At 42.1% G+C, this 15134-nt stretch carries 10 protein-coding genes; 8 read left to right on the top strand and 2 right to left on the bottom strand.

Annotated elements, in window-relative coordinates; genetic code table 11:
- Window positions 1-9 precede the first annotated feature (9 nt).
- The 3 genes from menB to menE are packed head-to-tail and all read left to right on the top strand — an operon-like array spanning window position 10 to window position 3226.
- A complete protein-coding gene (gene menB, locus SLS51_RS09660) occupies window positions 10-867 on the top strand; it encodes a 1,4-dihydroxy-2-naphthoyl-CoA synthase (RefSeq protein ID WP_323837756.1) in 858 nt (285 codons plus the stop codon).
- A complete protein-coding gene (menC, locus tag SLS51_RS09655) occupies window positions 867-1838 on the top strand; it encodes an o-succinylbenzoate synthase (protein ID WP_323837755.1) in 972 nt (323 codons plus the stop codon). Before menB ends, menC begins: the two co-directional genes overlap by 1 nt.
- Window positions 1826-3226, top strand: a complete 1401-nt coding sequence (gene menE / locus SLS51_RS09650) for an o-succinylbenzoate--CoA ligase (protein WP_323837753.1) — start codon at window positions 1826-1828, stop codon at window positions 3224-3226. Before menC ends, menE begins: the two co-directional genes overlap by 13 nt.
- An 84-nt stretch (window positions 3227-3310) precedes the next feature.
- On the opposite strand, the gene SLS51_RS09645 is transcribed toward menE, so the two are convergent.
- Window positions 3311-4753: a catalase gene (locus SLS51_RS09645; protein WP_323837752.1), complete on the bottom strand. Its 1443-nt coding sequence runs from the start codon at window positions 4751-4753 to the stop codon at window positions 3311-3313.
- Window positions 4754-5038: 285 nt separating this feature from the next.
- On the opposite strand from SLS51_RS09645, the gene SLS51_RS09640 reads away from it, so the two are divergent.
- Window positions 5039-5581 (top strand): YfaZ family outer membrane protein, encoded by a 543-nt coding sequence (locus SLS51_RS09640; RefSeq protein WP_323837750.1) that lies wholly within the window; start codon window positions 5039-5041, stop codon window positions 5579-5581.
- A 56-nt stretch (window positions 5582-5637) separates the two neighbouring features.
- On the opposite strand, the gene tyrP is transcribed toward SLS51_RS09640, so the two are convergent.
- The gene (gene tyrP / locus SLS51_RS09635; RefSeq protein WP_439126862.1) at window positions 5638-6843 is read right to left on the bottom strand and encodes a tyrosine transporter TyrP; all 1206 of its coding nucleotides are present in this window, start codon (window positions 6841-6843) and stop codon (window positions 5638-5640) included.
- Between the two features lie 303 nt (window positions 6844-7146).
- On the opposite strand from tyrP, the gene SLS51_RS09630 reads away from it, so the two are divergent.
- The 4 genes from SLS51_RS09630 (at window position 7147) to SLS51_RS09615 (ending at window position 15006) form a co-directional block, all read left to right on the top strand.
- The gene (locus SLS51_RS09630) at window positions 7147-8823 is read left to right on the top strand and encodes a ShlB/FhaC/HecB family hemolysin secretion/activation protein (protein ID WP_323837748.1); all 1677 of its coding nucleotides are present in this window, start codon (window positions 7147-7149) and stop codon (window positions 8821-8823) included.
- Between the two features lie 60 nt (window positions 8824-8883).
- Window positions 8884-13989, top strand: a complete 5106-nt coding sequence (locus SLS51_RS09625) for a DUF637 domain-containing protein (RefSeq protein ID WP_323837746.1) — start codon at window positions 8884-8886, stop codon at window positions 13987-13989.
- A complete protein-coding gene (locus SLS51_RS09620) occupies window positions 13986-14342 on the top strand; it encodes a hypothetical protein (RefSeq protein WP_065389817.1) in 357 nt (118 codons plus the stop codon). The genes SLS51_RS09625 and SLS51_RS09620 overlap by 4 nt, the downstream gene beginning before the upstream one ends.
- 157 nt (window positions 14343-14499) lie before the next feature.
- Window positions 14500-15006: a contact-dependent growth inhibition system immunity protein gene (locus SLS51_RS09615; protein ID WP_165577976.1), complete on the top strand. Its 507-nt coding sequence runs from the start codon at window positions 14500-14502 to the stop codon at window positions 15004-15006.
- Window positions 15007-15134: the final 128 nt, after the last annotated feature.

Raw genomic sequence — 15134 nt, 5'->3', positions numbered from 1 at the left:
AATACGAATATGATTTACCCGAGCGAAGAAGAACTTTATGCCCCAATTGTATGGCAGGACTGCTCTGAAGGGTTTGAAGATATTTTTTATCACAAATCCACCGATGGTATGGCTAAAATCACCATCAATCGTCCACAAGTCCGTAACGCATTTCGGCCATTGACGGTCAAAGAGATGATGCAGGCGTTGGATGATGCCCGTTATGATGACAGTATCGGGGTGATTATCCTGACGGGGATGGGTGAAAAAGCTTTTTGTGCTGGTGGTGATCAAAAAATCCGTGGTGATTACGGTGGTTATAAAGATGCCAATGACACGCATCACCTGAATGTATTGGATTTCCAGCGCCAGATTCGTACTTGTCCAAAACCCGTCGTTGCTATGGTTGCTGGATATGCGATTGGCGGTGGTCATGTACTGCATCTGGTGTGTGACCTGACCATTGCGGCTGATAACGCTATTTTCGGTCAGACCGGGCCTAAAGTGGGCTCTTTTGACGGCGGTTGGGGGGCATCTTACATGGCACGGATTGTTGGTCAGAAAAAAGCCCGCGAAATCTGGTTCTTGTGTCGTCAATATGATGCTAAACAAGCGTTGGAAATGGGGCTGGTTAATACAGTTGTGCCTTATGCGGATCTGGAAAAAGAGACCGTCCGCTGGTGTCGTGAAATGCTGAAAAATAGCCCAATGGCTCTGCGCTGCCTGAAAGCCGCTCTAAATGCGGATTGTGATGGTCAATCTGGCTTGCAAGAGCTGGCAGGTAACGCCACCATGCTTTTCTATATGACAGAAGAAGGTCAGGAAGGACGTAATGCATTCGTTGAGAAACGCCACCCTGATTTCAGTAAATTTAAACGTAACCCATAATGCGTACTGCAATTTTATACCGGTTCAGATTGCCAATGGAGGCCGGTGTTATCCTGCGATATCAGCGGCTTAAAACTCGTGATGGTTTTTTGGTTCACTTACAGGAAAATGGTCAACAGGGATGGGGTGAAATTGCACCATTGCCGGAATTCAGCAAAGAAACGGTTGAACAGGCAGGTGAAGCCGCGGAGGCATGGCTTAGACAGTGGCATCTTGGCGCTGAACCTGATGAGAGTGAATTACCTTCTGTTGCATTTGGGATTAGCTGTGCATTAGCTGAATTACAGGGTAACTTACCGGAAGAGGCTGATTACCGGAAAGTGCCACTGTGCAATGGTGATCCTGATGAACTGATTGTTCGTCTTAGTAACATGAGTGGACAAAAAGTTGCCAAAGTGAAAATCGGGTTGTACGAAGCTGTGCGTGACGGCATGGTCGTTAACGTTCTGCTGGAAGCAGTACCGGATCTATCTTTGAGGCTGGATGCTAACCGTCGTTGGAGCCGTGCTAAAGCGGACAGTTTCGCTAAGTATGTCAATCCTGATTACCGCAACCGAATTGCCTTTTTGGAAGAACCTTGTCAAACCCCACAACAATCACTCGCTTTTGCCCGTGATACCGGGATCGCCATTGCATGGGATGAAAGCGTTCGTGATGAAGGTTTTAACGTAGAGGCACAAGCAGGGGTGACGGCTATTGTGATCAAACCCACTCTGATAGGAAGCCTTGCCCGTTGTCGTCAGTTGATTTCAGCCGCGCACAATGTGGGGTTGGAGGCGGTGATCAGTTCCAGTATTGAAACCAGCTTCGGTTTGACTCAGCTTGCCCGCATTGCTCATTGGCTGACGCCAGCGACTATTCCTGGGCTGGATACGCTGGAATTGATTCAGTCTCAGTTAGTGCGCTGTTGGCCGGGTAGCACGATGCCAGTAACAGAATTGGACGAGTTAGAAATCGCATGGTGCAGTTAAATTCATTTACCCAGTGGCCGTGGCGCTACTGGGCAGCGTTTAGCCCTGAAAATATTGCTGTCAAGTTGCGTAATCGTTCCCTAACCTGGCATCAATTAGTTATCTCTTTGGATACCATAGCGGCCAATTTTCGCCAACAGGGGGTAGTTGAAGGCAGTGGTGTAATGCTGCGAGGGAAGAACAGTGAAGAGATGTTGTTCTGCTATCTTGCCGCGCTACAGTGTGGTGCACGGGTATTGCCACTGAATCCTCAACTGCCTGAAATGCTCTTGGCTGAATTACTGCCACATTTGAATATCGATTTTGTGGCTGATTTTTGTGGTGATAACTTGCTTGTGATGAATGCCAAATCCCTCAATTGGCAAAGTGAACCATTAAATTCTGATGATAATTCAGTCGCGTGGGATGCTATGCGCCCAGCCAGTATGATACTGACCTCCGGCTCTTCTGGATTGCCTAAAGCGGCTGTTCACTCAATTCATGCTCATCTTGCTAGCGCGCAAGATGTACTTTCAGTAATCGATTTTCAACAACAAGATAGCTGGCTGCTCTCATTGCCGTTGTTTCATGTGTCGGGTCAGGGGATCATTTGGCGCTGGCTAACCAAAAGGGCTTCTTTAGTGCTCAGAAATACCCATCTGTTAGATCATGCTTTGGCCGATTGTACCCATGCTTCATTGGTTCCGACCCAGCTTTGGCGGTTACTGGAACAGTCACAAAATCAGACACTGAATTTGAAACAAGTGCTGTTGGGTGGAGCAATGATCCCCATTGAATTGACTCAAAGAGCGGAACAGCAAGGTATTTGCTGTTGGTGTAGCTATGGTTTAACTGAATTGGCTTCAACAGTATGTATTAAACGGGCAGACGATCTTCCCGGTGTCGGTAATCCCTTACCGGGCAAAGAAATTCGGCTGATAAATGAGGAAATTCAGATTCGTTCTGGCAGCCTTGCCAATGGATACTGGCTGGATGGAAAATTACAACCGTTAGCTGATCGTGATGGTTGGTTTCATACCCGAGATCGAGGCGTGATACAAAGTGATGAGTTGCAGATACTTGGCCGGATGGATAATCAATTTTTCAGCGGTGGAGAAGGGATTCAGCCGGAAGATATTGAACGGGTGATTAATACCTATCCACAGGTCGCGCAAAACTTTATTGTTCCCGTACCCGACCCTGAATTTGGTTATCGCCCTGTCGCGGTCATAGATAGTCACTCCGCTGAAGTTATCGACTTATTACCGGAATGGTTGAGTGATAAATTGGCTTCTTTTCAGCGCCCAGCAGCTTACTATCTGTTACCTCAACAGTTTAAAAATAGCGGCATTAAAATTTCCCGTCAGCAAATCAAAAAATGGGTGTTGGATTTGCCAAGTTTATATTGAGCTATTTTGATTTATTTTCGTACTGCCCATTATCACTAATGGAGTCATGGGCAGAGATAATTAATGATGCGGTGTTGTTAGTGATTACCCTTTGATTTTTTTCAGCGCATTTTCAACACCAGCGCCATATTCTGGATGAACTTTTCTGAATAGCTCAACCTGACGGCGTTGAGTATCTTCATGTGCTTGCGATAGCTCACTGGCGATACGATCAAACATACGTTGATGCTCTTTACTGTTTATTAACATAAACAGTTTACGAGGCTGACTGAAATAATCTTCATCTTGACGATGGTTCCAGTGATCGGCATCTCCTTCTAAAGACAATGATGGGTGTTTGAATTCAGGTTGTTCCTGGAACAATCCGGCATTGTTTGGTTCATAAGTCACGGTGTTTCCGCTGTTACCATCGACACGCATTGCCCCATCACGGTGGAAATTATGGAACGGACAACGAGGTGTATTGACCGGAATTTGATGGTGGTTAACGCCAAGACGGTAACGTTGAGCATCACCATAAGAGAACAGACGGCCTTGTAACATCTTATCAGGGGAGAAACTGATACCTGGCACGACATTAGCGGGGTTGAAAGCAGCCTGTTCAACGTCTGAGAAATAGTTATCAGGGTTACGGTTTAGCTCGAAATAACCGACATCAATCATCGGGTAGTCGCCATGAGGCCATACTTTGGTCAAATCGAATGGGTTGTACGGTAACAGATTAGCTTCTTTCTCTGGCATGATTTGGACTTTTAATTTCCAGCGTGGATAATCGCATTGCTCAATTGCGGTAAACAAATCACGCTGAGAACTTTCACGATCTTTACCCACCAGCACTTCTGCCTCTTCGTCCATCAGATTTTTAATGCCTTGCTGACAACGGAAATGGAATTTCACCCAGAAACGTTCATTATCTGCGTTGATAAAGCTGAAAGCATGGCTACCAAAACCGTGCATATGGCGGAAAGACTTAGGTACACCACGGTCACTGAAATCAATCGTTAATTGGTGCAGTGATTCAGGTTGATGAGAGAAAAAATCCCACTTATAGGCAGGATTACGTAAGTTAGTATGGGGATCGCGTTTAACAACATGGTTAAGATCTGGGAACTTCAGTGGATCACGGAGATAGAATATCGGGGTATTGTTGCCGACTAAATCCCAGTTCCCTTCTTCCGTATAGAACTTGAGCGCAAAACCACGAATGTCACGTTCAGCATCTGCTGCACCGCGCTCACCGGCGACGGTTGAGAAACGGGCAAACATCTCGGTTTTTTTGCCTATTTCAGAAAAAATCTTAGCGCGGGTGTACTTAGTAATATCGTGAGTAACCACAAAGACGCCATGAGCTCCAGAACCTTTGGCATGCATACGGCGCTCTGGGATCACTTCACGATCAAAATGGGCAAGCTTTTCTAAGAACCAAACATCTTGTAACAACATAGGACCACGTTGACCCGCGGTCATGACATTATTGTTGTCAACGACAGGGGCACCAGCATTCGTTGTAAGTCCTCTCTTTTTCATCACACTTCTCCTGTTTTACATGAAAAAAAACAGCGGAATCGCTGATTAAGAAAAACATTCTGGTCAAATGGCGAAATGCAAATATTGTGTTTTTTTATAATTTATTTATTATTTTATTGTTTATTATTTAAATCAAAACTATTTACATAGTTAATTATTAAGCAAATGAAATGAAAAATTCACACATATTTAGTAAGTATAGATGATTCATTTCTTTTTGTTGTCTATCGGTTTAGTTGTATTTACGTAAGATGCTTAACATTAAGTAAATAAAGAGGAAATGTAATGAAGATTTATCTTGCTGCGGTAGCAACCAGTTTGTTGTTCATTGCTGAGTCTGCGAATGCAATTTCCGTGAATGTACAGGCTGGTCGCCATTTCACCCATACTTCTGCGGCAATTGGTGATAACAGTGCCGGATTATCCTTGAATGGCAACTGGGCCCGCAGTGATCATAACGGGCAGTTGGGAAGTTTGGGAACCGCATTTAGCCTGCCTATCGGTCCATTGACGGCCAGCATTGGTGGTAAGGCTCTCTATTTATCCCCTAAAGATGGGAAAAATGGTGAGGCATTAGCCGCAGGTGTGGGTTTGAGTTGGACTATTATGCCCTCTTTAGCGCTGTACGGTGAAGCTTACGGTGCGCCATCCAGATTAACTTCGGGTATTGATTCTTATGCTGAGGCTGCGGGTGGCTTACGTTTTACCGTATTCAAACCGTTGACGGTGGATGCAGGTTACCGGGTTATGAACATGAGAGGGAAAGAGGGAAATAGGGATAACAAACTGGCTGATGGATTTTATATCGGTGCTGGTTTGAATTTCTAATTTACTTTTGCATTTTGTCCGCACCATTGCTGATGCGGACAGTTTCGACTTCTTAATTAACCCACTTCTGGCAGTAAACCACTGACAATACCTATCTGGATAGCAATGACCGTAATTCCGCAAAGAAATACCAGAATCAAAGCGGGTTTTCCGCCTTTGACCCGATAGGCTCTTTGCTCAATTTGACGGCTACGCCATGCCAGCATGGAAGGCAGTAACAGGGCGAGAATGGACAGTGCTACCGCGGCGAAAGTTAACGCCATGACGAAGTTTGGATAGTACAGAGCGCAAAGTAATGGTGGAACAAAAGTCATGATGCCGGTTTGCAGGCGGCCTGTCGCATTATTACGGCGTTTGAACAGATCTGCCATATAGTCAAACAAACCCAGGGAGACCCCAAGAAATGAGGTTGCCAGTGCCAAATCAGCAAACAGACGGACAGCAAGCTCTACACGAGGCGTCGCGACAACCTCTCTCACCGCTTTTAACAGCCCATTCAGCCCTGCTTGCTCCGCTAAGATCCCGACAAAAGTATGAGAAGAGATGGCACCCAGAGTGGCTAATTGCCATAAGATATAGGCAGTCAGTGGGATAGCACTGCCGATAACAAATATTTTGCGTAACTTACGGGTATCGCCCCCCATATAATTGACGATACTTGGCACACTGCCGTGAAAACCAAAAGAGGTGAATACCACGGGAATAGCCGATAATACCAAACCTTGTTCCAAGGGCATTGACATCAGGTTAGTGCTTTTGATGTGGGGCATCATGACGGTCAACATAATAACCAGAAAGATGATTTTTGCCGTAAATAGCAGGCGGTTAATCATATCGACAGATTGAGTGCCGATAGTGACAACACAACCCGCGACAAGGGTGAAAATCAGTACGCCAAATGAGACAGGAATAGGTTTATCCAGCCATGAAGAGAGGCTGCCTGACAGCAACTCACCTGCACCACTGATATAAGCGGTTGTCAGAGCATACATAAGGAAGAGCATACTGAAACCGGTGAGCCATTGGCCTCCTTGACCAAGATAACGTTTTGCCAGCGTTCCCAGGCCTGTATCGGCCGGGCTGTACTGATAAACTTCCACCAGCAATAAAGCGGTATAGCTCATCAAAACCCAAAGAGCGATTAACATCACAAAGGTTGTTCCAAAACCGACACCGGCCGCTGCCAGCGGCATAGCCAGCATTCCTGCGCCAATTGTCGTGCCCGCTACGATAAAAATACTGCCAAGAGTACGATTCTTCACGCTTTCCCCTAGTTTTTGAACTGATTGAAATCGTTATGAAAAGGCAGGCTAAAGGATTAACTTATTCATGTCAAACTACAGTTACACTTAGTGTAAATAAATAATTACAATTGTGTTTTTGCATGATCGTAAATGATGTATTTCATTAAATATAAAAAGTTACTTATTCTATTAAGTATTTAAAAAACCAGACTTTATTCACACTTAAATAAGAAAGTTTTTTATTTTCATCTAGATTGCCAATTAAAATAAGACGTTATTCATTATCTTAACAATTAACGCATGGTGAAATAAAAATTATCAATGGAAAGAATATCTGTTTGTTTTAGGACATTAGTTGTATCTGCTCTATTCGCTATGTCAGGGCAAGCTTATGCTTCGGCGTTTATTGGCCCGGCGGATCAAGAGGTTATCACTCAACAACAGAAAGCGTTATTGCAGCAGGCTCAACAGCAGCGGGAGGCGTTACGTAACAACATCACTTTGTCTCCAGCTTTAGAGCCCGAAACTGATGGTGCTAAATCTGTTTGTCATACCATCCGCTATATTCAATTTGAAGGTGTTGCAAGCCTTTCCCAATCAGTAAGGGAAAAACTAATACAACCTTATTTAACCCGTTGCTTAACCTTGCCAGATATTAATGAACTGGTGCGTAAAGTATCGAATGCCTATATCGAGCGAGGTTATGTCACTTCTCGGGCTGGACTCAGAGCACAGGATTTATCCACCGGTACGCTCATTATTACCGTGAGTGAGGGCAAAGTTGAATCAATCACGCTTGATGGTGAGACATCCCTTTCATTGAAAATGGCCTTTCCGGGAATGGTTGGTAAGACATTGAATCTACGGGATATTGAACAGGGGATGGAACAACTGAACCGGCTTCCTTCCCAACAGATAACCATTGATATTCAGCCGGGAAAACAGCCCGGTTATTCTGCGGTTATCTTAAAACGAATATCGACTCGTTTGCCGGTTGGTGCCAGTTTGGGGATAGATAATAGTGGTCAAAAAAGTACTGGCACCGGGCAAATCAACGCCAGTGTGAATGTAGATAACCTATTACATCTTGCAGACCAATGGTCATTGTCTGTTAGTCGCAACAACGATTTTCGTAATAACCACCGCAGCCGAAGTCTCTCTTCCAATGTGACGATTCCTTATGGTGACTGGTTGTTCAATTATCAATATGCGTGGAACGATTCTTTTCAGAACGTTCCGATTGGCTCACAAACCTACCTCTATGAAGGTGACAACCAGACTCACCGGCTAGCAATAAACCGGACGTTATATCGTGACGGTGAGCAGAAACTGACTTTGAATGCAGGAATAACACATCGTCAGACGGCTAATTTGTTTGCAGGAAAGAAATTATCTATCAGCAGTCCGATATTAAGTGTTGCTAATCTTGGTATTAATTACAGTTCGGTACTGGCGGGTGGCTATATCACTTTCAACCCTGCATTGAGTTATGGTCTACCCGTGTTAGGTGCAACAAAAGATGACCCGTATTTCCCAGATGCTCCACGTAGCCAATTCCGTAAATTCAGCCTGAGTGCTAGCTATTTTATCCCGATCTCCGACTCTATTTATTACCTTTCATCTGCTTACGGTCAAACCACACCGTACAACCTTTATGCCAGTGAACGTCTCTCATTAGGCGGGCAATACTCTGTTCGGGGATTTAAAGAACAATACCTGACCGGCAATCGCGGTGGGTATTGGCGTAATGAGTTGAACTGGCAGATTGCAACTTTTCCTGTAGGTGAACTTGCCTTAACGGGAGCACTGGATACGGGTTGGTCACAAGGAAAAACCGGACAAATTTATGGCGGTAATGCTACCGGTACAGCGCTTGGCATATCACTGACGCACAGTAAGTTCAATCAAACGATGACATTGGGAACACCTCTGATTTATCCAGACCACCTGAAACCGGATAACTGGGTAGTTTACTGGTCTGTATCACTGATTTTTTAGCGATGTAATACGGATATTTATACCAATAACTTTGTACTCAAATTAAGAAAGGACAGAATAATGGAAAGACGTAACGGCCCTATGGCAAGGGGCGCTTGTTATCTTTTAATTTATCTTACTGCCGTGTATCCCCTTCACCCTGCTATTGCGGCCGGGATCACGCCAGATAATAACCGAACACAGGTACAAAACCAGGGTAATGTGCCGATTGTAAATATTGCTACGCCTAATGGTGCAGGAATATCTCACAACACCTATAAAGAGTTTAATATTGCCACTCAGGGTGCCGTATTAAATAACGCCACTCAGGCAGCTAAATCACAATTAGCCGGGCAGCTTAACGCTAACCCTAACTTGAACGGTAAATCGGCTGAATTGATTATTAATGAAGTCACCGGTAGTGGTCGATCTGATCTCCAAGGGAAACTAGAGATAGTTGGTCATAAAGCCAATGTGATGATTGCCAACCCTAATGGCATTACTTGTGATGGTTGTGGTTTTATCAATACCGGCAGTGCAACATTGACTACCGGTAAACCTCAATTTGATAAACAGGGCGCGTTGGAAGCATTGGAGGTTAAAAAAGGACAGATTATCATTGGTGGCAAAGGGCTGGATGGCAAATCGACAGATTATATCGATATTATCAGCCGGGCGACTGAATTAAATGGAAAAATTCAAGCTAATAATTTATCCCTGACGCAGGGAGCTAACCGGATTGATTTTAACGATGGCACAGTGAAAAAAATCACTGGAGAAGGTGCTAAACCTCAATTAGCGGTGGATACCAAAGCATTAGGCGGTATGTATGCTAATAAAATCCGTTTGGTTGCCACAGAAGATGGTGTCGGTGTTAATCTTAAGGATTTAATCAGCAATCAGCGTGATATTACTTTAAACGTTAATGGCAAAATTGAGCTGGGAAATGCTAAAGCCAAAACGGATTTTAATCTTAGCGCTAAAGAGACCCATATTGCGCAAAATATCAAGGTACAAGCGGAACGGGATATTACTCTGGCAAATACTAAATTGGATAATAAAGGGAGTGTAACTGCGGGCCGGGATATGCGGATATTTGGTGATACCTTGCGTAACACTGGAAATAAAGCACTTCTACAAGCCAATAATAATATGTGGTTACAAAAAGATGCTCAGGGTAATAAGAGTACTCTGATTGAAAATAAGTCTGCGACGATAAAGACTGTGAGTGGAGATTTGGTTGTTCGCACTGATAAACTGGATAATATAAGAGATAAAACCATAACTGAATGGAAAGCCATTCCGGCTGATTCCGTAGGAATTAATAAATGGGCTGGTAGTTTTTATGGTATCAGGCAAGGTGTTGATTCCGTCATTACATTGGCTGTAAAATTGAAAGATTTTAATCGGGATAAATGGTTTGGTATTATCGATTTATTAAAGAATAACTTTGTCAATATTAAACAGGATAGATTTTCAATAAAGGCGATAAGCCCAGCAGGGAGCATTGTTTCTGGTGGTAATGCTTATATTAATGCAACTAATTTACGAAATGATGTTTCATCTATATATGCGAAAAAAGATCTTATTCTCACCGGGGAAAATATTGATATTATCAGCCGTCAATTAGGTAAGAAAAATACATTTTGGCATTATACTACATCAAACCCTATGGCTGGCAGTGAATTCAAAGATGATGATGCACCACCGGGTGATTGGGATTTATTTTATGTTTATGAAGATGCAGAATATACTAAGCAAGGAGAGTTATATACTTGGGGGGAAGAAAGTTATATATCGTCTTCAATTAGTGCGGAAAAAAATCTAGTAGCGGATTTTAAAAATAATTTAAATATCAGTACGTTGATTCCTGATAATGCAAAAAATCTGTCAGAAGTAACTGTAACTGCCCGACCTGACACATTATCAGCAAAAAACATTTTGCTTCACGCAGGTAAAATCAATATCACTGATAAACTAAAGGCTATTGATGGGTTAAATATTATTTCCGAGAATGATATTAATCTTAATAATGCAGCATTGATTTCGTCAAATAATTTATCTATGACAGCAACTAATAATATTAATGCTTTGCAAGGTGAACTAAAAGGCAAAGATGTAACTATTATCAGTCGAAACGGGAATATTCAGTTTCAGAGTAGTAGCAAACCAGGGTATTTTAATCCTGATAATACGCGTAAAATAAGTAGCTTAGAAGCTACGGGTGATTTACTCTTACATGCAGGTAAGAACATTCTTCTTCGCAATATCCTCTTAACGAAAAGTCATAATATTTCTTTAACTGCAAATCATGATATTACCATTGATAATAACAGTGAGTTATTGACACATAAACGAATGGGGGATGTGAGCGCTGAGAGTAAGGAACAAACGCTGTTTAATCAGATGTTATCTACAATAGGTAAGCTTGATGCAAAAAGCTCGGTTGTCATTAATGCTGGCGGAAATTTATCTATTAAGGGAGTTAATGTTTCAGCGGTAAAAGATATCAACTTGACCGCTGCAAAAAACATTGATCTCACTCCCCGTGAATTATCTCCTTCACTGAATAAACTATTTTCCACATCCCGTTCTGGTGAATTAAGTAGCCGATTAACCGCAGGAAATAATATCAATATTATCAGTGGTGCCGATATCAATGGCAAGGCGGCTCAAATTAACGCCAAAGGTAATACATTATTATCAGCAGGTCGGAATATTAACTTGTTAGCTCTGGGCTATTCCGCTATTGATAATAAGAACGATAATAATAAAGATGATCGTCATATCGTTGCTGTAGTTAATGGTGGAAAACAGCTTACCTTAGCTGCTAATGGAACGCTGATTACCCAAGGCGCTACATTAAGCTCAGGAGGAAATACAACGATTTCTTCCGGCGGCAATATGCGTTTTGAATCAGTGCAGAATCATTCTTACCGGGAAAAAGGCAGGGAATTCACTGAATCAGTCACACAGCAAGGTACTGCATTGACTAGTGGCGGTATATTAACTGTTATTTCAAACGGCAGTATTCTTTTCCAAGCCACTAAACTGACGGCCAAAGGTGCGATGGACGTCGCGGCGAAAGGCGGTTATCTGTACGCTCAGGCAATGGAAGAATCTAGCCACTATGAGAAAACAGAAACCAAACGTAAGTGGTATGGCAAAAAGAAAACCATTAAACGTACCCGTCATGATGTCACTAATAAAGTCACTGAATTTACTGCGGGTGGTGATATTAACCTGTTAAGCCGGGATGATAGCACTTACGAAGCCAGTAAAATTGCGACTAATAAAAACGCCAAACTGACCAGCACTCACGGTAAAGTTAATTTTAAAGCAGTAAAAAATACCGCTTTTGAACAGACTATTACCTATTCCAAAGGCTTTTATATTAAGCAAAGGGATAAAGGTTATACCGAAACCCAATGGGTATTACCGCAGATTTTCACTGGTGGAAAATTGACAGTGGAAGCAGCCAAGGGTGTTAGTGCTGATATTAAAGCTAAAAATGGTCAGTCATTGCAAAATGTATTAGCCGTATTGGGAAATACGCCAGAAACAGCTTGGTTGAAAGGGTTTCGAGAAAATAAAGATATCCAGTGGAATGTGGTCAAAGACGCTTATGACAGTTGGGATCACAAGAGCCAGCATTTGAATCCAGTAGTTTCTGCGGTAATTGCGATTGCAGCGGCGGCGGCAACCGCAGGCAGTTCTCTGGCGGCATCTGTCGCATCTTATGCGGGTAATAGCGTTGCGGGTGGGGCGTTAACTGCGGGAATGTCATCACTGGCGGCACAGGCGGCCGTTGCTATTGTGGATAATCAGGGGGACATATCCAAAGCGCTAAAAGTATTAGGTAGCAGTGATGCGGTTAAATCAACCATTACCTCAATGGCGATTGGTGGCGCATTGGCCGGATTTGATTCCTACATGGGATGGGATAAAGCGGCTGATGGTACCAAATTAGATCCCACAAAAGCGAAATTACCCCAAATCAGCAATGGTGATTGGAATAAAGTCGTCCAACGGGTAGCGGGTCAATCCATTATTAGTTCCAGCTTGAATACCACTATTAATGGCGGCAGTTTTAAAGATAATTTGACTACGGCTCTGTTGGCTAATATTGGCAGCCAGATTAATGCGGAAGGTGCCAGATTAATTGGTGACAACGGCGAAGTGCTTGGAGTGCCGGGTAAAACGTTAAGCCATGCAGTTGTCGCAGGGATAAGCGCTGAAATTGGCAGAGGAAATGTTAAAGGCGCAATGGCAGGGGCTTTGGCTGCGGAATTGGCTGGTTCTATTATGGATAATAGCTTGTTTGAGCCTAAATTTCGTGATGAATCAGAACGTCAGTTAAATAAGCTAATAAAGGCTATGTCTGATAATGAATCTAATGCCCAGCTAGCAAAAGTTTTTGGTTCAGTAGCGGGAGCAATAGTAACAGGAACGCCGGATGGTGCTTACAGTGGTGCAAATGCATCTGAGATAGTTTTTCGTTATAACTATATTGATCATCAGCTTACTCAGTTAGCGTTAGAAAACCAAAAAGATATGTTGGCTGCAATGGAAGGTGATAAAGAGGCTTTAATTCGTGTGGAAGCTCGTCAGCAAGCTGCGTTAGCAGTTATGGATTACATCCCTGTCATTGGCGCAACGAAAGGATTTTATGATGCAGAGAAATTGGAAGATTATCTTCTTGCTACTCTCAGTGTTATTCCTAGTGGAAAATTAGCAACGAATTTGACGGTAGCGATAAAAAAAGCAGTGAAAGCCAAAGATCCTGCTGAAAGTAGAAAAATTATTAATAAAGCTAATGATTATATCAAGTCATCAGCAAAAGAAACATATGGCATCGTTCAATCAAGGATAAATCTTATGGGCGGTAATAAAAAAGCAGGTTGGGAACATGTGATTCATCGACATTTTTCTGGAAAAGATAATGCAAGCCAATTTAGTATTAGTCAAGATGAATTGAAAAGGATCTTATCTGATAAGAAGGTTGTTCAATCTCCTATCACACGAACTATTCAAAGTAATGATGGTATTCGTTATGAACGCGTAGTGATTACAGAAAAAATGATAGGAATTGACAAGTTTAGTAATAACAAATCTACTAATATTATAACTATCTTAACTGATAAACATGGTAACCTAATTACAACGACTCCGGGGAGAATAAAATGAAATTGATAGATTCGTTAATAGAAAAAGAGTATCGTCAACAGTTGCTTCAATCAAGAAAATCGTTGTTTGCTGGTGATAACCCTGAGTTACTTTCACTTTTGTATGAAGTGAGACCAGAGACTAAAAGTGCATTTGTATTAGAATGGGTACCAGAACAAGGTGAAGATTTGTATACTGTTCTATTGGATAAAGAGCTAATTGTGACAGTAGAAATATCCAGAATTAATTCAGAGAAATTAATTTTAGGAGAGATATCTTTGGCACAATATGAAAAAACGCTTAGGTATAAGAAAAATAAACTACAATTAGCTGTAGCACTTGATATCATAAGTAATGAGATTAAGAGTGAGTAAATTAATAAATCGAGTAAAAGTAACTGCCAATATTGGTGGTTACTTATATTTATATGCATATACTATTGGAGCTTAAAAATTAAGAACCTCGAACTAACTGTACAATTGCTTATGGTGCGGACAAGAATGTAAACGTTAAAATTACAGTGGTGAAGTAATGAACACAGATTTTAAACAAGGGTTACATGCAAGAGTTAAATTTAATGGTGATTTCTATTCAGTACAAACCTATTCAGGCAATGGTTTATTGGGAGCAGATCCCTCAGGAAGTAACTATTTATTACAGCCAATTGTATCTGATCAAGAGTTGGGAAAGGCTGTGCTTGATGCTTTATCAAAAAGCAGAGTAATCCCTCTGGATAAGTACGGGGATTATTTTGATCATGATGTAAATGCTGAACAGTATAAAAATTGGATCACCGAGATGATGGGATCTTATAATTACCGTTCAAAACGGCAGTTATTTAAGAAAATGTTAAGCTGTGGTATCTGTATGCTTGATGGTCAAATAACGATCCGACCATCCCGCCATGAGAAATTGGAGGGTTGGTCTGAAGATGGTATTTCTGAAGCTGATTATGTCATTATTCCGGCAAACAGTTCTCCTGAGGAAGTTGGCGCAGCATTACGGCTGGCTTTTTCGCGTTGTAGGAGTTATGTTTGACGATAAATAAGCGATTGTTTTTACACTAATTGATCAATATCTTTGATTTATAGAGTTAATTAAGGTGGACACGTAGTAGTTATTATGTGTCCACTAATTATCTCGAAAAGATTCAAATAGTTATTAAA

This window comes from Photorhabdus africana, from assembly GCF_035181445.1.
Classification (GTDB): domain Bacteria; phylum Pseudomonadota; class Gammaproteobacteria; order Enterobacterales; family Enterobacteriaceae; genus Photorhabdus; species Photorhabdus laumondii.
The sequence above is the reverse complement of the archived record's forward strand: the minus strand, read 5'-3'. Positions and strand labels throughout refer to the sequence as shown.

Coding starts and splice junctions, on each gene's coding strand:
- menB (WP_323837756.1), top strand. CDS start 10: ATGATTTACCCGAGCGAAGAAGAACTTTATGCCCCAATTGTATGGCAG.
- menC (WP_323837755.1), top strand. CDS start 867: ATGCGTACTGCAATTTTATACCGGTTCAGATTGCCAATGGAGGCCGGT.
- menE (WP_323837753.1), top strand. CDS start 1,826: ATGGTGCAGTTAAATTCATTTACCCAGTGGCCGTGGCGCTACTGGGCA.
- SLS51_RS09645 (WP_323837752.1), bottom strand. CDS start 4,753: ATGAAAAAGAGAGGACTTACAACGAATGCTGGTGCCCCTGTCGTTGAC.
- SLS51_RS09640 (WP_323837750.1), top strand. CDS start 5,039: ATGAAGATTTATCTTGCTGCGGTAGCAACCAGTTTGTTGTTCATTGCT.
- SLS51_RS09630 (WP_323837748.1), top strand. CDS start 7,147: ATGGAAAGAATATCTGTTTGTTTTAGGACATTAGTTGTATCTGCTCTA.
- SLS51_RS09625 (WP_323837746.1), top strand. CDS start 8,884: ATGGAAAGACGTAACGGCCCTATGGCAAGGGGCGCTTGTTATCTTTTA.
- SLS51_RS09620 (WP_065389817.1), top strand. CDS start 13,986: ATGAAATTGATAGATTCGTTAATAGAAAAAGAGTATCGTCAACAGTTG.
- SLS51_RS09615 (WP_165577976.1), top strand. CDS start 14,500: ATGAACACAGATTTTAAACAAGGGTTACATGCAAGAGTTAAATTTAAT.